Here is a 21,422-nt window from a genome sequence, read left to right on the forward strand (position 1 = left end):
TGCAATCGGCAAATGGTTCAAACTCTGCAACTGACCGTGATGCACTGCAAAAAGAAGTATCAGCTTTACAAACTGAGTTGACACGAATCTCTGACACAACATCGTTTGGTGGGCAACAATTGCTAGATGGCAATTTTGGTACTAAGCAGTTTCAAGTGGGCGCCAATGCAAACGAAACTATTTCTGTGTCATTAAATAGTATTGCTGCTAGCGATATTGGTGTTCAATCTTTTGACCTTGAAGGTGCATCTGCGGGCTTAGGTGAAGCATCAGCATTAACCTCTACAGCAACTGCAAATAGTGTTACATCAGGTGGTTTGACCTTAGTAGGTAAGAATGGTGAGGATACACTTATTGGGAATGTTGCTGGTGCAAGTGCTGCAGAAATTGCAGATTCAATAAATGCAGCACAGTCATCTACAGGTGTAACTGCCGATGCGAGAACGCAAGTTGAGCTATCTACATTAAGTGGCGGTGGCGCACTTTCGTTTAAGTTAAATGGTAGTGTTATTTCAGCAAACCCTTCGTCGGGTACTGATATGGCTGCTATAGCAAGTGCCGTTAACGAGCGTTCAGGTGAAACCGGTATCTCTGCTGCGGTATCTGAAGCCGGGAAAATGATATTAACAGATGAGTCTGGTGATGATATTGAAATAACAGACTTCAAGGGCGGAGCTTCTGGAGCTGGGACAATAGTTGTTACTGGTGTCGATTATGATGGCACAACAAGTGCGACTACAGGTATTACATTAACTGGCGGTGGAGCTGATAAGGCTGTGACAGCTGGTACAGTAAGGTTATCCTCTACGCAGGCATTCTCAGTTACGTCTGGTGATACTACTTTAGGTGCTAATACAACTGGTGATGTATCTACTTTAGATAATGTTGGTAAGATGAATATTGAAACGCAAGCGGGTTCTCAAAATGCGTTAGATGTAATTGATGGTGCAATTGCAATGATTGATAGTCAGCGTGCTGACTTGGGTGCGGTGCAAAACCGTTTTGGTCATACAATTAGTAACCTTGCTAATATTTCTGAGAACGTATCTGCATCACGTAGCCGTATTCAAGATACTGACTTTGCTACTGAAACAGCGCAAATGACTAAAAACCAAATATTGCAACAAGCAGGTACGTCAATATTATCGCAAGCTAACCAGTTACCACAAACAGCACTTAGCTTATTAGGTTAATAAGTTAAAGCAATAGCTTAGTGGCTAGCTAACTAATACATAAAGTCAGTATTAGTATTTTAAAAAAGGAGGTGGCTTTAGCTACCTCCTTTTGTGGTTTAAGAATATAAACTAAGCTATTGTTGGTTTAATTAAGTGAAAAATAGGAATCTGTTATGAGCACAATCACTTCAAACGCAGAAATTACAACATTACCGACTCCCATTGCTAGTGATGATAAGCAAGTAGGGCAAACTGCTCGCTCTTTGACTGAGCGAGCGGTAGATGATGTAAAGCAAACGGAAGCGCTCAATCAACAAAAACTACAGCAAAGTCAATACGAAAATAATAATCAAGATGAAAAAACTCAGCCGTTAGAGCGCGAACAGCTAGAACAAATGGCACAACAATTGCAGGACTTTATGGGCGAAATGAACCGAAGTTTGCAATTTAAAGTTGATGAAGATTCTGGCCGCGATGTAATTAAAGTACTTGATAAAAACAGCGGCGAAGTAATTAAGCAATATCCTTCTGAGGAAGTATTAAGTTTAGTGTCTAAATTATCTGAATCTGCAGGAATTTTGATCGACCAAACAGTTTAGTCGATAGTTGTAATTACCAATATTAAGTTAGTTTATTTTTGAGTATTTAAAGAGGTAAAGTATGTCTATTACATTTAATGGTTTAGGCTCTGGGTTGGCTGTATCAGATATTGTTGATGCGCTAGTAAATGCTGAACAAGCACCAGCTGAAGCCCGTTTAAATACTACAGCAGGAAAATTAACAACGGATATTTCAGCGGTTGGAGCGCTAAAATCGGCGCTTGAAAAAGTGCAAACCTCAATGGGAGCATTGGGCGACAGTGATAACTATCAAAAGCGAACTGCATCTGGCAATGATAATTTTATATCAATTAGCTCAGATAAAGACGCTCAACCTGGTAGCTACAATGTAAAAGTAGACGCATTAGCACAAGCTCATAAATTGTCATCTCCTGCATTTGCAGCAGACGAGGCAATAGGTGCTGGTGTAATTACAATTGGCTCGGGCGAAAATAGCTTTTCCACTGTTTTATCGGCTACAAATACGTTAGAAGATTTACGCGACCAAATTAATAACGGCCCTTTTACTGGCAGTAATAGTAATGATTCTGTTGTTGCAACTATAATAACCAGTGATACCGGTCAGCATTTAGTGCTTACTAGTAAAGAAACTGGCGAAGACAACGCAATAACAATTACCGTACAAGACGATGACGGGAATAATACAGATACAGGCGGGTTATCTCGGTTAGCTTATGATGTATCAGACGCAGACACTGCTAACCACACAACTAATTTAACACAAGTTAATGCAGCACAAAATGCACAAATAACAATCGATGGCACTTTGACGGTATCAAGCAATACTAATGAGTTCAGTAATGTGATTGACGGCGTGGATATAACAGCTAAAAAATTGCATGATGTTGACGACGATATTAGTGATATTTCTGTTACCGAAAACAATAATAATATTAAAACAGGCTTAAATAGTTTCATAAGTAGCTACAATGAGTTGTTAGAGCTTAGTAACAACTTGGGGGCTTCAGGTGCAGATGGTGCAGGTGTTATGGCCGGTGATTCGCTACTTCGTGGCGTAATGTCAAAGCTTCGTAGTGAAATCACTGAGTCAGTTGATTTAGGCGATGGTAATTCGTTATCACTTTCGCAATTAGGCGTAGAAACAGACCGCTATGGTGTTTTAACGCTAAATACAGAAACACTAGATGAACAAATAGACGCTAATGTAAATTTAGTGCAACAGTTTTTTGTAGGCGATGACGATGATGGCTTTGCTCAGTCGTTTGATGAGCTAATGAGCTTTTATACAGACTCCGACGGTATTATCCAAAACCGAATAGACAGTAAAACGAATCAACTCGATGATTTAGATGATGATCGCTTGGACCTTGCCAGTAAAATGGAGTCGCTGTCGTCTCGTTTGTACGCTCAATATAATGCTATGGATTTACTAGTGGCGAGTCTTAATAACACCAGTAGTTATGTTCAAGCTCAGTTAGAGAATATGCCAGGCGTAGTTAGACAATCAAATTAATCACTGGGTAAAAAGTATTACAGAGTCAATAAAAAACCGCTAAGTTTAAACTTAGCGGTTTTTTATTGTGTACTGCTCTTTGGTTCAAATAGTAAGATATAGCTAGTACATTTAGTTAGAATAAAAGTCGTTTATTAAAACTATTTACTAGGTGGCTCTATAGGCCTTTATCGCCTTTCCTGATTTTTTATGTTTAATAATAGCTTTTGATGATTCGTTTTTGGCACAGTTCGCTTTTACTAAAATAGTATTTATACGAAGCTGGATTGACTTTAATTCTTCTTCACTTGGTATATCATTGCCCTCGCACCATTGCTTTATTTGGGCATTTAAAGCGTCTAAAAAAGGCTGAGCTTCGTCTGCATTATTATCGCTAACTAATACTTCAATTTTACTCAGTAATGCTCTTATTTGCTCAGAATAGCTTGTTAGCTGTTGTGAATATGTTGGCGTATCCATAATTAAAATTAAACCGTTGGGTTACGTTGCTCTAATGGTATGCTATCCCAGCCTTCTTTAATTTCTTTAACAATACTTGATACTTCAATAATTGCTTCAATATCGTTATTCATATTCGCTTGCGTTAAACGGCGCTGGCAGTAATCGTAAAGTGCCAATAAGTTGTTAGAAATACTAGGGTCTTGCTCTACTTCTAAATTAAGTGCGTCTTGTAGGGCACCAAATAATAAAACACAGGCTGAAATGTTTTCACCCTTCTTTTGTATTTCTTTGCGCTCAATAAATCCTTTTGTTGCTGCTAAACGACCGATAATATTACTAAATATAAGGTTTATTTGTTCGTAAGGTGCCATTTCGGCAATATTACTAGCACGAACTTGACTGTATTTTTTTACTGAGACATGGGCCATGGGAAATCCTAAAATTTAAAACGGTGAAAACTTTATTAGCAAAGCAATAATAATGCCAATGTTTATCATTGCCTCTATATCGACTATTCTTTAGATAACTTAAGTGATTAGATTGTAATAGGCTCTAACCCAAGCATTACAGTGTAACTAACTTTAGTCGATATGTAAAAAGACAGCAATTGCTTGCATCATTTTTTAAGTAACTTAGACTTGAAACTATATAAATTTATTTTAAGGAATCTGTTTTGAATACAGAGAATAATGAGCTAAAAAAAATGATGTTACATGCTACTTTATTAGCAAATATGACTTTATTAAAAGAAAAAATGCCTACCTTATATGATTTTTTTAAAAATTATCACCCTATAAATACGGGTGTAGTAATCGATGATAATGGGGATGAAAATTTATATAATAATAATCAATTTGTTTATAAAGAACCACCACAAAGCTTGGCTAAAAAACAAGTAACTAAGTTTCTAGAAAAACCTGCTTACTACAGTTACGAAATAGGGCATCAATCTGATGAGGACATTGCTTTCAAGCATGCTGCTTTGCTTAAATCTATTTATAATGTCAGAAGTAATAACACTGACAATAAAATTAGTAATCCAGCAAATGAAAGTCAGCTAGACTTTGTGTGTTTTTTAGGAGGAGGGTTAGGCTATCAAATAGAGGTGTTATTAAGCATGAAAAGCGTACCAAATGTGTTTTTATTTGAACCAAATAAAGATAGTTTTTATGCGCTATTACATTGCATAGAATTACGCCCTTTGTTTGAAAAGTGTACAAACAAAGGCGGTCGGTTCTCTATCCGCGTTGGAGGTGATGAGCATAATGTTGTGAATGAAATATCTTCATTTTTATTTCAACAAGGCCACTTCAATATGAGTGTAATGTACTTTTTCAAGCATTATGATAGTCCTCTGATGACTAAAATTGTTGAAAAAATAAAAGTCGCCGGCCATAGTATGCACGCAGGGTGGGGTTTTTTTGAAGATGAAATAATAGGTTTATCTCACACTTTAGCTAATTTGAATGCAAAATTTCCTATATTAAAAAAACCTTCTTTATTTAAAAACCCATTGCAAGACTCACCTGTATTTGTTGTAGCAAACGGACCTTCGTTAGATTTAGCGATAGATTTTTTAAAAGAAAATCAAGAAAACGTAATCATCATCTCGTGTGGTACGGCATTGAAAGCATTATTAGTCAATAAGATCGTTCCTGATATTCATGTTGAAATGGAGCGTGTGGCGGGTTTATTAGATTGGGTCAATGTTGTTGAGCGAACTAATGATTTGACAGTAAAATTAAAAGATCTAAATATTGTTGCTCTAAATACGGTATATGATGAGGTTTTAAAACGTTTTAAAACAGCTTATTTACTTCCTAAGGTTAGTGATTGTGGTGGAAGCTTTATTCGTGGGCTTGATATGAAAGCGCAGTACACCTACCCTGAATATATCAATCCTACAGTATCTAATACTAGTTTAGCGATCGCTGATAAACTTGGTTTTAAAGACGTTTATTTAGTTGGTATGGATTTTGGTTTTGTTTCACTAGATAACCACCACTCTAAACATAGTATCTATTTTGATAGTGACTTTAAGCATAAGGAATTAATGAAGAAGCTAATGAAGGGAGATATGTATGTGAAAGGCAACTTTAGAGATAGAGTATTAACTACTTACACGTTTGATTCGTCAAAATTTAATATAGAGCTGTTACTGGAAGAAAATAAACATATTCATGCATTTAATACTTCTGATGGTGCTTTTATATCCAATACTATACCTAAGAAAATAGCTGATATTGAAATTAATGAAAAAATAAATAATAAAAAAGAAAAAATTACAAAACTTCTTAAAGAAGCATCATCTCTAGACATTACACAGCTAAGCGAAATTGACAATAATATAGCCGAGATTAAAACTAGAACCAAATTGATATTAGGGCACTTAATTTCAATAACAACACCTTATTTTAATGATCGAGAAAATCTTGCTAATGCATTCACAATTCAAAATAAAATATTATTAGGGTTGTACGGGAGTCCGAATCATAATGATGTTTCTGTCTATTGGTTAATACAAGGGACATTTAGATATTTTCAAACATATATCATGGTAAACACTTATTATTATAGTAATTCAGAATCTCGAGCTGAATTTATGAATGCATGCATAGATGCCTTTCATAGTCATTTGAATGACATCTATATAGAGTTTGTCGAAAACTACGATAAACCGGCAAAAGTTTAACTTATTTCTTTGACAGCCGTACTATTAGAGCTAGTAAAATCCTATAGGTACTAGGTTACAAGAACGAGTTGATTGCGAAGAGGGAAGGCTGAAAAGTAATGTGATGCTCTTGCATTTAGTATAAAGCAGTCAAAAGTAGAACATTAGTAACCAAGTACTCTACAAATATAAAAGTTTCTATACACAAAAGTTATAGTATTTGAGTGTTGAGTCATTTATTCAGAAAAATACAAAATATTTCATCTACGTAAGGGCAAGACTTGTTGGTGACTATAGACTGGGTAGTGTGGACATAAATATCAGTTGATAGCGTCCCCTACTATATTAATCAATTTGTAACAATAGCGATAAGGTAGTTAGAATTCAATATCCACACAAGTGTTTTTGCAATTGGTGTCTGATTATATAACTTATAGTGGGTTTAATCTAATGGAGAGATATGTACTTTTCTAGTGTTAATATTTTAGTTGATAATGAATCATGGGTATTACCGTATGCAAAAAATCTATACGGGAAATTAAAAGAATTTAATTTGGAAGTTAAATTAGTTCGCTCTCAAAATGAATTGAAGAATGCAGATGTAACTTTTTTCTTGGGGTGTATACAGGTTGTTACTCCTAGAAATCTCGCTAAAAGCAAATTTAACTTAGTTGTACATGAAAGCGCCTTACCAAAAGGAAAAGGCTTTGCTCCAATGGCATGGCAGATAATTAATGGTTCTAACACTATACCTATTAGCTTAATTGAAGCAGATGATAAAGTTGATAATGGTAAAATATGGCTGCAAAAAAAAATATATCTAAAGGGAGATGAACTTTATTTAGAATGGCGGAAACTGCAGGGGGAGGCTACTGTATCTATATGTATTGAATTTATCCTTCAATATAAAAATCTTATACCTCATGAGCAGGTGGGTGAATCGACTATATTCAAGAAAAGAACAGCTAAAGATAGTGAGTTAAATACAGATTTATCAATTGCTCAGCAGTTCGATTTGTTAAGAACCGTTGATAATGATAATTTTCCAGCTTTTATTTACTATCGAGGCTACAAATATGAAATTTTAATTAAGAAAAAGCTATGAGTTTCTCTTTGAATTTATTTATTAGGGCTGATGCTTCTAGTATCATTGGGCTTGGTCATTTATACAGGACGCTTGTTTTTGCTAAATACGCTTTGCAATATGGTACAAAGGTACATTATTTTTGTAGAGATCATGACGGCTACGATTACAGTTGGCTATTAAAACATGGTGTAGCTCTCACAGTCAGGCAATCACGAAAAGAATTAGTATTTGATAGTGTTGAAAACAGCACAGATGATAAAGACTGGTTAGGTGTGAGTAGTATTGATGATAGCGATGAATTTAATATGCTTCTATCTCAATCTGTAAAAGACAAAACTATTGTGTTAGTTGACCACTATGGTGTCGATATTTGTTGGGAAAACTCTGTAAGGGAGTATTGTGATCAATTAATAACAATAAGTGACAAGGCATCAAGAAAATACGGCGCAGATATAGTTGTTGACCCAACATTTAATCGCGTACCTGAAGAATATTTAAATTATGTTAACGGTAATACTCAAGTGCTAACTGGCGGGAATATGTGCTTTATAGATAACCGCTTTTTAGAATTAAAAAGCGGAGCATTAAGTCGACGTAAGAGGAAAGCTAAAGTAAGTAATATTTTAATTATGTTTGGTGGGGCTGATCCATTGAATTTAACAGATAAACTACTTGAGCAATTAATAAGTTCTGGAATGCGTCATAATCTAAATATCGTTATCGGCTCTGCTAATAAACATAAAGCTCAAATCAAAAAAAAATATTCTTATCTTTCATTTATTAAAATTCATTACAATACTACTGAGATGCCGAAATTAACTGCCGAGGCTGATCTTGCTATCGGTGCCGCAGGAAGTGCATGTTGGGAGCGCGCAGTTTTGGGTTTACCCTCAATTATTGTCCCTTTCGAGTCAAATCAATTGGATATCGCTCATTCTCTTAATAAAGTACACGCTGCGGAAATTGTTACTTTAGAGCATTTTTCCAGTTTAAGTGAACGGGTTGCTTTATTATGTAAAAGTTATAAAAACCGGAAAATATTAACAGAAAATTCAAGCACAATTTGTGATGGGCAAGGGGCATTGAGACTCTATACGAGATTAGTAAATAAATATGTTTAATAATGAGATTTTTGTAGGTAGCCGGCGTATAGCAAACAACGAGCCAACTTATATAATTTGTGAGATAGGTTCAAACCACAACCAAAGTCTAAGTCAAGCTAAAGAGATGATTGAAATAGCTTATGAGTGTGGTGCTGACGCAGTAAAGTTCCAATCATTAAAATATGATCAACTTTATAAAAAAGATAAAACTCCGAAAGGTATTGAAAAATTATTTGAAAAAATTCATCTTGAAGAATCATGGTATAAAGAATTAGCTCTACATAGTCAAAAGGTGGGCCTCCATTTTTTATCCGCACCTACTTACCTTAATTCTATTGAATTACTTCATAAAGTAGGGTGTCCAGCTTTTAAAGTTGCGTCACCTCAATTTGATCTTTTTCCTGAAATTACGTTGGAAGCTGCTAAGTATAAAAAGCCTTTATTTATGTCAGTTGGGATTAGCCGTATTGGCGATATTGATCGAATGATGAAGCTCTGTAGTGATAAAAATATAAAAGATATCGTTTTATTACACTGCGTATCTCAGTACCCAACTCCACCTCGCCATGCTAATTTATCTTTTATACGAACTTTATCCACTATGTATAATACTATTGTGGGTTATAGTGATCATACTTTAGGTACACACTTTCCTGTTTCTGCAGTTGCTTTGGGCGCAAGAGTGATTGAAAAACACTTTACATTAGATAAATCGGATCAAGGGCCTGACCACTATTTTGCGAGTGAACCAAGCGAGTTTAAAATAATGGTGAATCAAATAAGAGAAATCGAAGTGGGCATTGGAAGTGGTGAAAAAGCCCCTTTGACAGATTGGGAGAGTAAACACAGGCAATCTATTGCAATGAAGTTTGTAGCTTCCAAAGTTATAAAAGCTAACACACAATTTAAACTTAATGATTTTCACTTACTTCGTGCTGAAGGAGGTATTAGTAGAGAGCATTTGGAGTTACTTGTAAATGGACAAATACAGACTGAACTAAAAGAAGGAGAACTATTGACATGGAAGAATATATGTCTCTCTTAAATAACAAAAAGAACGTTTTATTGATTAATATGGGATGGGAACAACAAGAGTATATAGAAAAACTACATAAATTAGAGTGTAATATATTTGCGGTACATCATGAAAAATGTAATGAAGATAGTCGGATTCAAGATTTGCTTATTTGTGACTACTTCTCTGTCAATGAAATAATTCAATTTGCTGTAAAAAATGATATTGAAGCCGTTTTGACAGATCAATGTGATTATGCATTATATGCTGCAGCTGCTGTAAATGATGCGCTTAGTCTTACTGGTGTGAGTATGAAAGAGGCTATCGCAACTACAGATAAGGGGATACAGCGTAATTTATTATCATTAAATAATGCTGCTTTACTACAGCCTCGGTGGTTTTTATGTAAAGATTTTCAAAATGCACATGATAATATAGAAGAAGTAGGTCTCCCGGCGATAGTTAAACCAGTTGATGCAAGAGGAAGTTTCGGTGTAACTAGAATAGACACTGTAGCTGAATTAAAAAGTGCGTTTTTTAGTGCTATAACACATAGTTTAAGTCGGCAAGTAATCATTGAGCAGTTTATTTCAGGTGAACAGTATACTGTTGATGGTTATATAGATTTAAAACTAGGTGCTCAAGTTTTAAATATTGCAAAAAAGAAGATGCTAAGTGAGAGTTTACAAGTCGCAGTAGAGATTTCCTATAATCAATTAATACCTGATAATTTATACTCTAAATTAGAAGAATATAACCTTGCTGTTGTAAAAGCATTAGGTATTAAATTCGGGATGACGCATGGAGAATATATGATCACCCCTAGTGGGGATATATACTTGATAGAAATAGCGAACCGTGGAGGGGGTTGTTTTACTTCTACTCTGATATTACATGCCGCTACAGGTTTTGATTTTTCATCTAAATTAATCGCAGATTCCTTTGCTGTTGAGTCCCCTAGGTGTAATTATGATTTACTTTCAAGAAATAGTATTAGCCTTATTTTTTTTAGTATTCCCCAATCAGGAAAAATAGAAAGTATTGAAGGCGTAGAAAAATTACTTTCAAACCCTAATATACTTTATTACCGCTGTAATATATCTATTGGCGACGATGTTGTCGTTACAAGTAATGATGCTGATCGACATGGATTTATAATCGTAAAGGATGTATTAATAATTAATATCAATTATGAGCTGCAATCAATAGATATTAATTTCGATAATGGCGAAGTTGTTAATCCAAAATGTTATTGAGAAGAGATCTTATGTTATGTGACGCTAATTTTCATTTACCTACGAGTTCAGGTTTGGATCTGCAAGATCCTGTAAATAAACTTGAGTTAGATAGTGTTATTGAGCAAGAATTTAATATTAATCAAAAAAATTTAAAGATAGTTCTTGAAGAGGCAATGTTAAAATCAGAAACTTTAGGCTTAAGTCATGCGCATTACATGATTTTAGATGAAAGTGCTGCAAGCAGTTTATTATTGAATGATTTTAGTGACGTTTTTTTTAATATTCATGTTTCTTTATTGATGAATTTTAGGCGAAAAGAATATAAAAAGGTTATTGATGAAATTAGCCGGCAGGGGGCAGTCGGAATAAAATTGCATCCCTACTTGCAAGAAATAATAGAAAAAGATTATAACAAAGTATTAGAAGTTGTAACTTATGCATCTGAAAAAAAACTCATAATTTCAGTCGATTGTTCATATGGGACAAAAAACTTATATAAAAGTAATGGGGTTCATTTAATTGCTTTCCTTTTGTCTAAAAATATCGAGACCAAAATAATCGCCTTACATTTTGGAGGACCTAAAGTATTAGATGTTATGTCTTTAATGGCGCAACACACTAACCTTTATTCTGAATTATCATTATCTTTATCTTACTGGAAGGGAAGCTCTGTGTGGCAAGACTTATGTTTTGCAATTAAGAAAGTAGGGGCTCATCGTTTTATGTTTGGCAGTGATCAACCTTTTATCGAGTTTTCTAAAGCCTTACATGATTTTAACCTTTTTTGCGAATTTGCTGATTTATCTAACTCAGAGATGTCTGACTTATCCAGTCAGACATATTTAGGTATTTTTGAAGGACAATGATGAACCCAATAGTAAAAAGTATTCCGCAAGCTTTATCTGTATACATTAATCAATTGGTTTATAAATTAAAGCAAAGGCAATTTAATATTATAACTTTATCATTGGGCGAAGCGTATTTTAATATCCCTTCAATAGACTTTAATGATATTGACTTTGAAGCGGGTTATCATTATTCAGATAGTCAGGGGTTATTTTCATTACGAAAAAGAATCAGTGATTATTATTATAATTCGTACGGTGTAAAATGTTCTCCAGAAAATGAAATATTAATTACTGCAGGTTCCAAAGTTGTCATTTACATGGCTATGCTAGCTGTATTAAAAAAAGGAGATGAAGTATTAACGCATGAACCAGCTTGGCTAAGCTACCAAGAACAGGTGAAATTGGTGGGTGGGGTATCATCTTTTATTCCTTATGACGCTTCTGTAGAAAGTTTTGAAAGTTATATTACCAATAAAACACGCTTGATTATTATTAATAACCCAAATAATCCTCAAGGTAAGGTATATAGTAAGTCTGAAATGCAACTTATCCACAGGTTATGTTTAAAATATGACATTTATTTGTTGGTTGATGAGGCATATAGTGATTTTGTCGATGGAGATGATTTTTGCTCTGCAGGTAAAGCTATAAAAAAATTGGATAATCTCATCATAGTTAATTCGTTATCTAAAAATTTTGGTATGTCTGGTTGGCGAATTGGCTATGTGATTACGAATAAAGAATTAACCCAAGAGTTACTTAAATTAAACCAACACCTTATAACTTGTGCACCCACACCTTTAATGATGTATTTAGATAAACATTTTGACGCGATACTTAATACAACAAGACAGCAAGCTGTTTTAGTCACAAAGAAAAGAAACAGAATAGTAAAAAAAGCTGAATCACTAGGTTTTACGTGTTTACCAGGGAGTGCAACATTTTATATTTTTATAGATCTTAATAAATACCTTGGAAGTGTCTATGATTTAACACTATATCTATTATTAGAGTGCAAAATCGCTGTTGTACCTGGTTTAGCGTATGGAGGAAGTACGGAGGGGTTTATTCGAGTTTCAGTAGGCACAGAAAGTGAGGTGGATATTATAAAAGCGCTAAAAGAAATACAAACTGTAATCAACAACCCTAGTTTATTAAAAATAGATGTAGATTTACTTTTGAAAAAAAACAACTTACCGAGTTTTTATTGATAGGAGTATCATTATGTCGACTGTATTAGTCGTTGTAGCTCATCCAGATGATGAAGTACTCGGATGCGGAGGTGTAATAGCTCGGCATACATCTCAAGGAGATAAAGTTGTCCTGTGCTGTATGACAAACGGTGTTTCTGCTAGAGAAAATCATCATGAGGAGCTGCTAAAACGACAATTAGCACAGAAAAGTGCTTCAATAGAGCTTGGGTTATTTGATGTCATTAACTTTAACTTTCCCGATAACCAACTAGATAGTGTGCCTTTATTAACTATCGTTAAGTCGATTGAAACAGTGATGAGTAAATATAGACCAACAATTATATATACTCATTTTTCAGGTGATTTGAATATAGATCACAGTATTACAAATCGTGCCGTTTTGACTGCTTCTCGTCCTCAAAAAGGAAATACCGTAAATGAAATTTATAGTTTTGAAGTGCTAAGCAGTACGGAGTGGTATCCGAATAGCTCCCAAATATTTTCACCGCAAATGGTTGTTGATATCACCCATGTATATGAAAAAAAAGTACGTGCATTGAATTGCTATGAATTAGAGCTAAGACCATTCCCCCATAGCCGAAGTTATGAATGTATTCATGCATTAGCCACTTTGAGAGGGGCTACGCATGGGTTTAAATTTGCAGAAGCTTTTATGGTTGAAAGGATATTAGTTAATACATAATAATTTTTATAAATAATTTACGTTAGAACCTTTAATTAATTAGGATGAGCTAGTGAGTCAGTGTGTAGTGGTCAATAAAATTTGGCCACAGTTTTAGAATCTTGATATCTAACCTCAGATTCATTTGGCGCTAAACCGGCATTATAATGATGCGGCCTAACGTTGTTGTAATATCCGTTGATATAATCACTAACGCTATATTTAGCATCTATAAAATTTCCATATCCAACCTTTGGCATAAATTTCCATATCCAACCTTTGGCATCCATTCCGTTTTAAAGCTTCTAAAAAATCGCTCCATTGGTGCATTATCCCAACAGTTTCCACGCCTACTCATACTTTGTTTGATTTTATAGCGCCATAAACGTTGACGATATTTTAAACTGGTATAGTGACTACCCTGGTCTGAATGAAACATCAGTCCTGTCGGTTTTCCTCTGCTTTCATACGCGAGTTCAAGCGCTTTTAGCGTTAAATTAGTATCTGGCGACAACGACATGGCCCAGCCAACTATTTTACGTGCAAATAAATCAATAATAACGGCTAAATAAGCCCAGCGATTACCTACCCAAATATACGTCACATCACCGCACCACACAGTATCTGGCTTAACAACATCAAATTGTCTATCAAGCAGGTTTGGAATTTCAAGGTGTTCATTACCGCCGCGTTTATATGAATGTTGAGGTACTTGGCAGCTTTCAAGCTTTAATTTAACCATTAGCTTAGCAGCACGATAACGACTCAATTCAAAATCGTTGTTCGTTGCTATTGCCGCGATTGTCCGCGCCCCAGCTGAGCCGCCGCTCATTGCATGTATTGCTCTAACTTCAGCCTCTAGCCTTACTTGTTCTGGTGTCGGCGTTGTATCCCTTATAGCCCAATATTTATAGCTGCTACGATGCACATTGAATACGTTACACAGCACGCTAATTGGGTAACGCTCTCGTTGATTTAGTTTCTCAATTAACGAGAATTGTTCAGGGAGTCGGACATCAAGAGAGCGGTAGCCTTTTTTAATATATCCTTTTCTAATTCGATGCGTTGGATTTGCTTTTTAAGTTCGCGGATTTCAATTTGTTCGGGCGTCATTGGCGAAGCTGATGGTGGCTGGCCATTACGCTCTTGCTTTAATTGAGTAACCCACTTACTAACGGTTGATTTACCCACACCCATCGCTTTGGCTGCTTCTTCTTGAGTATAACTTTGGTCAACTACAAGCTGAGCTGTTTCTAATTTGATTGCTGCAGAATACGTTGCGCGTTTTAATTTCGTCATTTTTTCACCCAAATTTGTATGCTTATCAGCATAACATTTCTTTCTTAATGGGTGGCCAAAATCACTGTACCACTACAGCCAGAAAGCGTTAGAAAATCAAAGTTTATAAAAGAAGATATACAATATTTCGATTTTATAGAGTCTTTAGAAGAACTCGAGATTCCGATTAAAGATTTGATTTATCATTTCCCATTATATGCAGGGCAAGTCAATATTGCTCGATTACTTACATTTTATGAAATTTATAAGCAAGTAGTAAACATATCAGGAGAAGTTGCTGATATCGGTACTTGGAAGGGAGCTTCGCTGCTTACATTAGCTAAGTTGAGCAGTCTACTTGAGCCACATTCAAATACAGAGTTATACGCTTATGATTGGTTTCAAGGGACGCATACGGAGTCAAACTATAATGAAAGTGGTAAAACCGTATATCAAAGTAGTCGTGTAGAGCTTGAGAAACTTATCTCAGGTCAAGGTCTGCAAGATCGAATTAATATAAATGAATTAGATTTATCTAAAGATACAAAGGGGTATTTCGAGGGTAAATCATGGTTAAGATTTAAATTAATTTTTATGGATTGCGGTATTCAAGCAGTATTAAAGCATTCATTACCTGAATTTTGGGATAAACTTTCTAATGGAGGGATTTTAGTACTAGATCACTATAATCACCCAAGCTCACCTTATGAATCAGATGTAGTACAATCTTTGATCGGTGATAGAGTGGTACATCAAATCCCTTTCTCTAGAAGCCCAACAGGCTATATTATTAAATGATCTTATTTCCTAATAGGTTTTTGTAATATTTCGAAAGCTAATTCTGCTTGTTCCCAATCATCAAGTGTATCGATATCGTGCACTAGTTGTCTGGGGATTATAATAGCAGCACTATTAGATGAAAAAAAGGGTTTAGATTCTTTTATTGCGGATGGAGAGCACCAATAAAACTGTCCCGCATCATGAAAGGCCGGAATTAAATCTTGAGAGCGGCTTGTTAAATGTTCTGGTTGAAACATACTGATAGTGCTTAGATCATTAAAATAGAATGCTCTTTGAATTGGGAAGTTATACTCAGTTGCCGAAAAAGTATAATTTAAGTTTGATGACATAATTTGTTCCCTGCCTTTTGCGATGGCATGCTCTGTTAAAAATGGGGAAGTTGCATATATACAGCAAATATATGTAACGTTAAAATTATTTTCTTCTAACCAAGTTAGCGAATGATTCAGTACATCAAGTGTGCCAGTATAATCGTCAGCTAAATTATTAGGTCTCATAAATGGAACTTCAGCACCATAGCTCCTTGCTATTTCCGCTATTTCCTGGTCATCGGTTGACACAATAATATGCTCGAATAAACCGCTCTTTTTAGCCACTTCAATTGAATACGCAATTATTGGTTTACCATGAAACATTTTAATATTTTTACGAGGAATTCGCTTGCTGCCACCACGGGCAGGTATAATTGCTATATTCATTATTAACACTCTAGTATGGCTTTTAATTTAGCAATTACTTCATCTTGTTGCTCATAAGTCATACCATGGAACATAGGAATAGAAATTGCGTTAGTATAATAAGCTTCAGCATGCGGGTAATCTCCAGGCTTAAAACCCATTTTTTGATAGTAAGGTTGTAAATGAACAGGAATATAATGCAAGTTAACCCCAAGCCCACCTCTTCTAAGCTCATCAAACACTTGTTTATACGTTTTTGAAAGCTTTTCAATGTCTAAGCGAATCACGAATAAATGTAATCCTGAATAGGTCTCTGGTAATTGATATGGCAAAGTAATCGGCAAGTTAGCTAACTTTTCATAGTAACGGGCAGCTAATTGATGGCGTGTAGCTACAAAATTACTTAAACGCTGCATTTGTGATAACCCTAGCGCAGCTTGCAATTCGGTCATACGGTAATTAAAACCTAAGGTTATTTGCTCGTAATACCATCCACCATGCGATGGATTTTCCATTAGAGCTTCATCGCGTGTAATACCATGGCTTCGGTATAGATCCATTTTTTCTGCTAGTGATTTGCTGTTTGTCAAGGCTGCACCACCTTCAGCGGTAGTGACGATTTTTACTGGATGAAAACTAAATACGGTTATATCACTGAACTCACATGCACCAACTGGTTTGTTTAAATAATGGCCACCAATAGCATGTGATGCATCTTCTATAACTTTAAAGTTGTACTCGATAGATAGTGAGCGGATAGCTTTCATATCACATGGCTGCCCACATAAATGAACAGCAACGAGTACTTTAGGTAATTTTTTTTCAATTTTTGCTTTTTCTAACTTTTTTCTAAGCTCATTTACCGATAAGTTATATGTTGCAGGGTCAATATCGACAAAGTCAACGGATGCACCACAATATAGTGCACAGTTGGCGGATGCGACGAAAGTAATAGGTGATGTCCACAAAATGTCGCCTTGGCTCAACTTTAAAGCTAAACATGCAATATGCAATGCAGATGTTGCGCTATTTACAGCAAGTGCATAGGTTGCACCTGTTACATCAGTTAACGATTTTTCAAATGCAGGAACTTGAGGGCCTTGAGTTAACCAATCTGAGCTTAATACATTTACTACAGCATCAATGTCTTGTTGTGAAATTGATTGCTTACCGTATGGAATCATTTAACTTCTTCTTAAACTAATGCTTGTATATTGAATTCTTTTATTTCTTTAATCGTCATAAAGTGTGAATTATGCAGCGAGTTATACTCAAATCCTTGCTCAACTTTATCTCCTTTTTCACCCAGTGCGTTTACAGTAAAGTCATTACTGCGGCTACTAAACTTAATACCAGGAGCAATAACAAAATGGTCATTATACTCATAAGTTTCAAAGCATAAATCAGCTGGGCACATTACCTCATGTAGTTTTTCACCTGGGCGAATTCCGATGATCTTCAGTGGCAAATCAGGGGCCATGGCTTTTGCAAGATCTGTAATGCGAATAGAAGGAATTTTAGGAACGAAAATTTCACCGCCTAACATACGTTCAAAGTTAGTTAATACAAAATCTACACCTTGCTGAAGGTTTATCCAAAAACGAGTCATTTCTTCATGAGTGATTGGAATATGATCGCGTTTTTCGTCAATGAACTTTTGAAAAAGGGGGACAACAGAGCCGCGAGAGCAAACCACATTTCCATAACGTACAACAGAAAAGGTTGTTCGGTTACCGCCAGCAATATTGTTAGCTGCGACAAATAGTTTATCTGACGCCAATTTAGTTGCACCGTATAAATTAATTGGGTTTGCTGCTTTGTCAGTAGATAGAGCTATGACTTTTTCAACATCGTTATCTAGTGCCGCATCAATAACGTTTTCTGCGCCATTAATGTTTGTTTTGATGCATTCCATAGGGTTGTACTCAGCGGCGGGAACTTGTTTTAGTGCGGCCGCATGAATAACGTAGTCAACCCCGCGCATTGCGCGAATTAATCTATCTTTATCTCTTACATCGCCAATAAAATAACGCATACAAGGTTGGTCGAACTCTTGTTGCATTTCAAATTGCTTAAGCTCATCGCGTGAAAAAATAATTATTTTTTTAGGATTGTAGCGCTCAAGTAGCGTTTTTACGTATTTCTTTCCAAATGAACCAGTACCACCAGTGATTAAAATTGTTTTATTATTGAACATAGTACTACCCAAATTATTTATTATTGGCATTTTATTACACGTAATCGTAATTTTTTAATACATATCTCAATACTTTAACTACAAGCAAGCAAAGTGCCAAGTTAATTTAGTAAAACGGTGGTATAAAGTATGGGATTTAGTAAGTTAAGTTATAATTTAATCAGTTAGCACCTTTTTACTGTTATGAGAGTTTGATCGTTGCGAATTAACGTTTTAAACCAAACGAATCAAGCTAGTAAGAAGTTTATAAAGTAATTAACCTCAAAGAAAATAATGCGCAGCCTGAGTTACTCTGGCTATTGTTTAGCAAAAATCTATTTATCCGCTTTAATAACATGAGCAATCGATAGAAGCTATTCTAGATTTATTTTAGTTTTGGTACTTAATGATTAACTATTAAGTATGATTGACTTAACTAGCCCGTCTGTTTTTTGGCGTTTATGTCAAAAAACTGCCGCTATCACTTGCATCCATGCTGAACTGGCTTACAATTTAACTAATTATACAAATTAGTGAAAGTACGGCTCGCTAAATATGATCTTGATTTTAGATAATAATAACAACCGCGCAATAGGATTAAATGCTTCACTTGGCTTTATTGGTGAAGCTGCTCAACTATTAAGCGAAGATTGCTTTGAACAAGAATGCAAAAAATATCAGCAGCAAGAATGCATGATTATTTTAGGAGCGTTGCAATCACTTGACCACGAAAGCTTAATTAAACGCTATCCAACATTACCGTTTTTATTAATTGGCGAAACGCTAAAACCACTATTAAGTATAGCTAATGTGGTGGGGCTTATTTGCGAGCCATTTAATCACGAAGTGACAACTCAGTTACTTCACGACTGTCAGCAATATCAGCGTATGCTGCCTAATGAGCATAAGCATACTAAACCGCATAAGATTTTTGATGGACTTGTTGGTGAAACAGAGGCCGTAAAAGATGTTCGCTTTTTAATAGAACAAGTGGCAAAAACCGACGCTAATGTTTTAATTTTAGGCGAATCAGGCACAGGTAAAGAAGTGGTTGCCCGTAATGTTCACTTGCTTTCAAAGCGTATTAATGGACCGTTTGTACCAGTTAACTGTGGTGCTATTCCTGCAGAGCTGCTCGAAAGTGAACTATTTGGCCATGAAAAGGGCGCGTTTACTGGTGCTATATCGGCTCGTAAAGGGCGCTTTGAACTTGCTCAAGGTGGAACGCTATTTTTAGATGAAATAGGCGATATGCCACTGCAAATGCAAGTTAAGTTGCTGCGAGTATTGCAAGAACGCAGCTACGAACGTGTAGGTGGTACCAAGGCTATTCAGGCTGATGTACGCGTTATTGCAGCCACGCATCGTAATCTTGAAACAATGATTGAAGAGGGCAGTTTTAGGGAAGATTTATATTACCGCTTAAATGTATTTCCTATCGAAAATCCATCGCTGAGTGAACGTGCTGATGATATTCCACTGCTTTTAAAAGAGTTAATGCGCCGTGTTAACGACCAGACTGGTTCTACCGCTAAGTTTACAGAGCGCGCAGTTGAGAGCTTAAAAGAACATGCTTGGCCTGGTAATATTCGTGAGCTTGCTAACTTAGTGGAACGAATGGTTATTATGTTTCCTGAGAAAGTGGTCGATATACCTGATTTACCTAATAAATATCGTTACATTGAAGTTGAAGCCTACGAGCCAGAATACCCTGAAGAGTTAATGGAAAAAGACGCCTTTAACGATATATTTAGCACCGGCTTTAGTGATTACGAAAGTGAGCCAGACGCTGAGTTTAGCCAAACGGGTAGTGGTTTATTGCCAGATGATGGTATTGAACTTAAAGATTATTTAGCAGAGCTTGAAATTAGCTTAATAACCCAAGCGTTAGAGCGCTATGATTACGTTGTGGCTCGCGCAGCCGAAATATTAGGTGTTCGCAGAACAACACTTGTTGAGAAAATGAAAAAGTATAATCTTTCAAGAGATTAAGGTTTAAAAGCAGCTGTCAGTGTTTAGTTATAAATTGGCCAAACACAGTAGATAAATAACCCCTCGTTTTGTAGGTGCGGTTTTATACCGCACTTTACTTAAAAATATTAGCAAGAGCGCGAAGTAAATTCGCACCTACACGGTTTTTACTTTTGTTGTAGACGCTAGACTTGCTCGCGTGAAAAACAAGACTTTTAATCATTTAAATAAAACGTTATTTCACAAATAGAAAAAACGAGGGTAAATGAGAAGCCATAGTCAACCTACGCGTTACTTCTCTAAAGCGAAGCGTCTCTTAACCTCTTTGTAAACAAATCACTTTTATAGCTATAAATCACTTACCCACTAAAAGCCTTAATAATTTCTTCTTTTCTAAAACAATCATTACTGTGATCGTTAACCATACCGCAGGCCTGCATATGAGCGTAAACCGTTGTAGGGCCTAAAAACTTAAAACCCCGTTTTTTTAAATCTTTCGCAAATGCGGTTGATGCCTCTGTAATTGCTGGGTAGTCCTCAACGTTATTTAAATTACTTATAATCGGCTTATTACCCACAAACTGCCATTGGTAGTTACTAAAGCTACCAAATTCTTTTTGTATTTCTATAAAGCGTTTAGCGTTATTGACGGTTGCCGCAATTTTTAAGCGATTGCGCACAATCCCTTCATCAAGCATTAGTCTCTCAACGTCATCTTGTGTGAATTGTGCCATTTTATCTACATCAAAATTAGCAAATGCTTTTTTGTAACCGCTGCGTTTTTTTAAAATTGTGTACCAGCTTAAGCCGGCTTGCGCGGATTCAAGCGTGATAAATTCAAACAGTTTTGTATCATCATAAAGAGGCACACCCCATTCTTCATCATGGTAAATAACGTAGTCGGGTTTAGTGGTGTCGAGCCACGGGCAACGGCACTTTATTTGCTCACTCATTATTATTCCTTTTTGTGTG

At 35.7% G+C, this 21,422-nt stretch carries 19 protein-coding genes and 1 pseudogene; 13 read left to right on the forward strand and 7 right to left on the reverse strand.

The features are described from left to right. The 3 genes from GQR45_RS05245 to fliD all read left to right on the forward strand — a co-directional run. Positions 1 to 1,193 (forward strand): flagellin (locus tag GQR45_RS05245; RefSeq protein ID WP_165725357.1); only part of this gene is annotated, 1,193 nt, incomplete at its 5' end. A gap of 155 nt (positions 1,194 to 1,348) precedes the next feature. Continuing rightward, positions 1,349 to 1,774 (forward strand): flagellar protein FlaG, encoded by a 426-nt coding sequence (locus tag GQR45_RS05250; protein ID WP_165725358.1) that lies wholly within the window; start codon positions 1,349 to 1,351, stop codon positions 1,772 to 1,774. Positions 1,775 to 1,835: 61 nt separating this feature from the next. Continuing rightward, positions 1,836 to 3,269 carry a flagellar filament capping protein FliD gene (gene fliD / locus GQR45_RS05255; RefSeq protein WP_165725359.1) on the forward strand — a complete coding sequence of 478 codons (1,434 nt, stop codon included), beginning with the start codon at positions 1,836 to 1,838 and terminating at the stop codon, positions 3,267 to 3,269. A gap of 147 nt (positions 3,270 to 3,416) precedes the next feature. On the opposite strand, the gene GQR45_RS05260 is transcribed toward fliD, so the two are convergent. After that, entirely contained in the window at positions 3,417 to 3,728 is a 312-nt protein-coding gene (locus GQR45_RS05260; RefSeq protein WP_165725360.1) for a hypothetical protein, read from the reverse strand. Between the two features lie 8 nt (positions 3,729 to 3,736). Then, positions 3,737 to 4,138, reverse strand: a complete 402-nt coding sequence (gene fliS / locus GQR45_RS05265) for a flagellar export chaperone FliS (RefSeq protein ID WP_165725361.1) — start codon at positions 4,136 to 4,138, stop codon at positions 3,737 to 3,739. A gap of 245 nt (positions 4,139 to 4,383) precedes the next feature. Between fliS and GQR45_RS05270 the strand changes: the two genes are divergently transcribed. From GQR45_RS05270 to GQR45_RS05305, 8 genes are all read left to right on the forward strand, one after another. Further along, positions 4,384 to 6,402, forward strand: a complete 2,019-nt coding sequence (locus GQR45_RS05270; RefSeq protein WP_240920151.1) for a 6-hydroxymethylpterin diphosphokinase MptE-like protein — start codon at positions 4,384 to 4,386, stop codon at positions 6,400 to 6,402. Between the two features lie 439 nt (positions 6,403 to 6,841). Then, on the forward strand, positions 6,842 to 7,486 hold the full coding sequence (locus tag GQR45_RS05275) for a formyltransferase family protein (protein WP_165725362.1): 645 nt from the start codon (positions 6,842 to 6,844) through the stop codon (positions 7,484 to 7,486). Next, positions 7,483 to 8,589: a UDP-2,4-diacetamido-2,4,6-trideoxy-beta-L-altropyranose hydrolase gene (pseG, locus tag GQR45_RS05280; protein WP_165725363.1), complete on the forward strand. Its 1,107-nt coding sequence runs from the start codon at positions 7,483 to 7,485 to the stop codon at positions 8,587 to 8,589. Before GQR45_RS05275 ends, pseG begins: the two co-directional genes overlap by 4 nt. After that, positions 8,582 to 9,616, forward strand: coding sequence for an N-acetylneuraminate synthase family protein (locus GQR45_RS05285; RefSeq protein ID WP_165725364.1), 1,035 nt, complete (start codon positions 8,582 to 8,584; stop codon positions 9,614 to 9,616). The genes pseG and GQR45_RS05285 overlap by 8 nt, the downstream gene beginning before the upstream one ends. Beyond that, positions 9,592 to 10,842, forward strand: a complete 1,251-nt coding sequence (locus GQR45_RS05290; RefSeq protein WP_165725365.1) for an ATP-grasp domain-containing protein — start codon at positions 9,592 to 9,594, stop codon at positions 10,840 to 10,842. Before GQR45_RS05285 ends, GQR45_RS05290 begins: the two co-directional genes overlap by 25 nt. 11 nt (positions 10,843 to 10,853) lie before the next feature. Then, entirely contained in the window at positions 10,854 to 11,690 is an 837-nt protein-coding gene (locus GQR45_RS05295) for an amidohydrolase family protein (RefSeq protein ID WP_165725366.1), read from the forward strand. After that, positions 11,690 to 12,883: a pyridoxal phosphate-dependent aminotransferase gene (locus GQR45_RS05300; RefSeq protein ID WP_165725367.1), complete on the forward strand. Its 1,194-nt coding sequence runs from the start codon at positions 11,690 to 11,692 to the stop codon at positions 12,881 to 12,883. Before GQR45_RS05295 ends, GQR45_RS05300 begins: the two co-directional genes overlap by 1 nt. 13 nt (positions 12,884 to 12,896) lie before the next feature. Then, positions 12,897 to 13,568 (forward strand): PIG-L family deacetylase, encoded by a 672-nt coding sequence (locus GQR45_RS05305; RefSeq protein ID WP_165725368.1) that lies wholly within the window; start codon positions 12,897 to 12,899, stop codon positions 13,566 to 13,568. 71 nt (positions 13,569 to 13,639) lie between these two features. Here GQR45_RS05305 and GQR45_RS05310 read toward each other — a convergent pair. Then, positions 13,640 to 14,846 (reverse strand): annotated as a pseudogene (locus tag GQR45_RS05310) (IS3 family transposase). A gap of 51 nt (positions 14,847 to 14,897) precedes the next feature. On the opposite strand from GQR45_RS05310, the gene GQR45_RS05315 reads away from it, so the two are divergent. After that, on the forward strand, positions 14,898 to 15,623 hold the full coding sequence (locus tag GQR45_RS05315) for a class I SAM-dependent methyltransferase (RefSeq protein ID WP_165725369.1): 726 nt from the start codon (positions 14,898 to 14,900) through the stop codon (positions 15,621 to 15,623). A gap of 2 nt (positions 15,624 to 15,625) precedes the next feature. On the opposite strand, the gene pseF is transcribed toward GQR45_RS05315, so the two are convergent. The 3 genes from pseF to pseB are packed head-to-tail and all read right to left on the reverse strand — an operon-like array spanning position 15,626 to position 18,500. Then, positions 15,626 to 16,324, reverse strand: a complete 699-nt coding sequence (pseF, locus tag GQR45_RS05320) for a pseudaminic acid cytidylyltransferase (RefSeq protein ID WP_165725370.1) — start codon at positions 16,322 to 16,324, stop codon at positions 15,626 to 15,628. A gap of 2 nt (positions 16,325 to 16,326) precedes the next feature. Beyond that, positions 16,327 to 17,487, reverse strand: a complete 1,161-nt coding sequence (gene pseC / locus GQR45_RS05325; protein ID WP_165725371.1) for a UDP-4-amino-4,6-dideoxy-N-acetyl-beta-L-altrosamine transaminase — start codon at positions 17,485 to 17,487, stop codon at positions 16,327 to 16,329. An 11-nt stretch (positions 17,488 to 17,498) separates the two neighbouring features. Further along, a complete protein-coding gene (gene pseB / locus GQR45_RS05330; protein WP_165725372.1) occupies positions 17,499 to 18,500 on the reverse strand; it encodes a UDP-N-acetylglucosamine 4,6-dehydratase (inverting) in 1,002 nt (333 codons plus the stop codon). Positions 18,501 to 19,034: 534 nt separating this feature from the next. Between pseB and GQR45_RS05335 the strand changes: the two genes are divergently transcribed. Beyond that, positions 19,035 to 20,471: a sigma-54-dependent Fis family transcriptional regulator gene (locus GQR45_RS05335; RefSeq protein ID WP_007581875.1), complete on the forward strand. Its 1,437-nt coding sequence runs from the start codon at positions 19,035 to 19,037 to the stop codon at positions 20,469 to 20,471. A gap of 338 nt (positions 20,472 to 20,809) precedes the next feature. Here the strand turns inward: GQR45_RS05335 and GQR45_RS05340 are convergent, their stop codons facing one another. Further along, positions 20,810 to 21,403 carry a DNA-3-methyladenine glycosylase I gene (locus tag GQR45_RS05340; RefSeq protein ID WP_165725373.1) on the reverse strand — a complete coding sequence of 198 codons (594 nt, stop codon included), beginning with the start codon at positions 21,401 to 21,403 and terminating at the stop codon, positions 20,810 to 20,812. Positions 21,404 to 21,422 lie beyond the last annotated feature (19 nt).

The sequence above is a fragment of the Pseudoalteromonas sp. SA25 genome, assembly GCF_011378705.1.
Taxonomy (GTDB): domain Bacteria; phylum Pseudomonadota; class Gammaproteobacteria; order Enterobacterales; family Alteromonadaceae; genus Pseudoalteromonas; species Pseudoalteromonas arctica.

Coding starts and splice junctions, on each gene's coding strand:
- GQR45_RS05250 (WP_165725358.1), top strand. CDS start 1,349: ATGAGCACAATCACTTCAAACGCAGAAATTACAACATTACCGACTCCC.
- fliD (WP_165725359.1), top strand. CDS start 1,836: ATGTCTATTACATTTAATGGTTTAGGCTCTGGGTTGGCTGTATCAGAT.
- GQR45_RS05260 (WP_165725360.1), bottom strand. CDS start 3,728: ATGGATACGCCAACATATTCACAACAGCTAACAAGCTATTCTGAGCAA.
- fliS (WP_165725361.1), bottom strand. CDS start 4,138: ATGGCCCATGTCTCAGTAAAAAAATACAGTCAAGTTCGTGCTAGTAAT.
- GQR45_RS05275 (WP_165725362.1), top strand. CDS start 6,842: ATGTACTTTTCTAGTGTTAATATTTTAGTTGATAATGAATCATGGGTA.
- pseG (WP_165725363.1), top strand. CDS start 7,483: ATGAGTTTCTCTTTGAATTTATTTATTAGGGCTGATGCTTCTAGTATC.
- GQR45_RS05285 (WP_165725364.1), top strand. CDS start 8,582: ATGTTTAATAATGAGATTTTTGTAGGTAGCCGGCGTATAGCAAACAAC.
- GQR45_RS05290 (WP_165725365.1), top strand. CDS start 9,592: ATGGAAGAATATATGTCTCTCTTAAATAACAAAAAGAACGTTTTATTG.
- GQR45_RS05295 (WP_165725366.1), top strand. CDS start 10,854: ATGTTATGTGACGCTAATTTTCATTTACCTACGAGTTCAGGTTTGGAT.
- GQR45_RS05300 (WP_165725367.1), top strand. CDS start 11,690: ATGAACCCAATAGTAAAAAGTATTCCGCAAGCTTTATCTGTATACATT.
- GQR45_RS05305 (WP_165725368.1), top strand. CDS start 12,897: ATGTCGACTGTATTAGTCGTTGTAGCTCATCCAGATGATGAAGTACTC.
- pseF (WP_165725370.1), bottom strand. CDS start 16,324: ATGAATATAGCAATTATACCTGCCCGTGGTGGCAGCAAGCGAATTCCT.
- pseC (WP_165725371.1), bottom strand. CDS start 17,487: ATGATTCCATACGGTAAGCAATCAATTTCACAACAAGACATTGATGCT.
- pseB (WP_165725372.1), bottom strand. CDS start 18,500: ATGTTCAATAATAAAACAATTTTAATCACTGGTGGTACTGGTTCATTT.
- GQR45_RS05335 (WP_007581875.1), top strand. CDS start 19,035: ATGATCTTGATTTTAGATAATAATAACAACCGCGCAATAGGATTAAAT.
- GQR45_RS05340 (WP_165725373.1), bottom strand. CDS start 21,403: ATGAGTGAGCAAATAAAGTGCCGTTGCCCGTGGCTCGACACCACTAAA.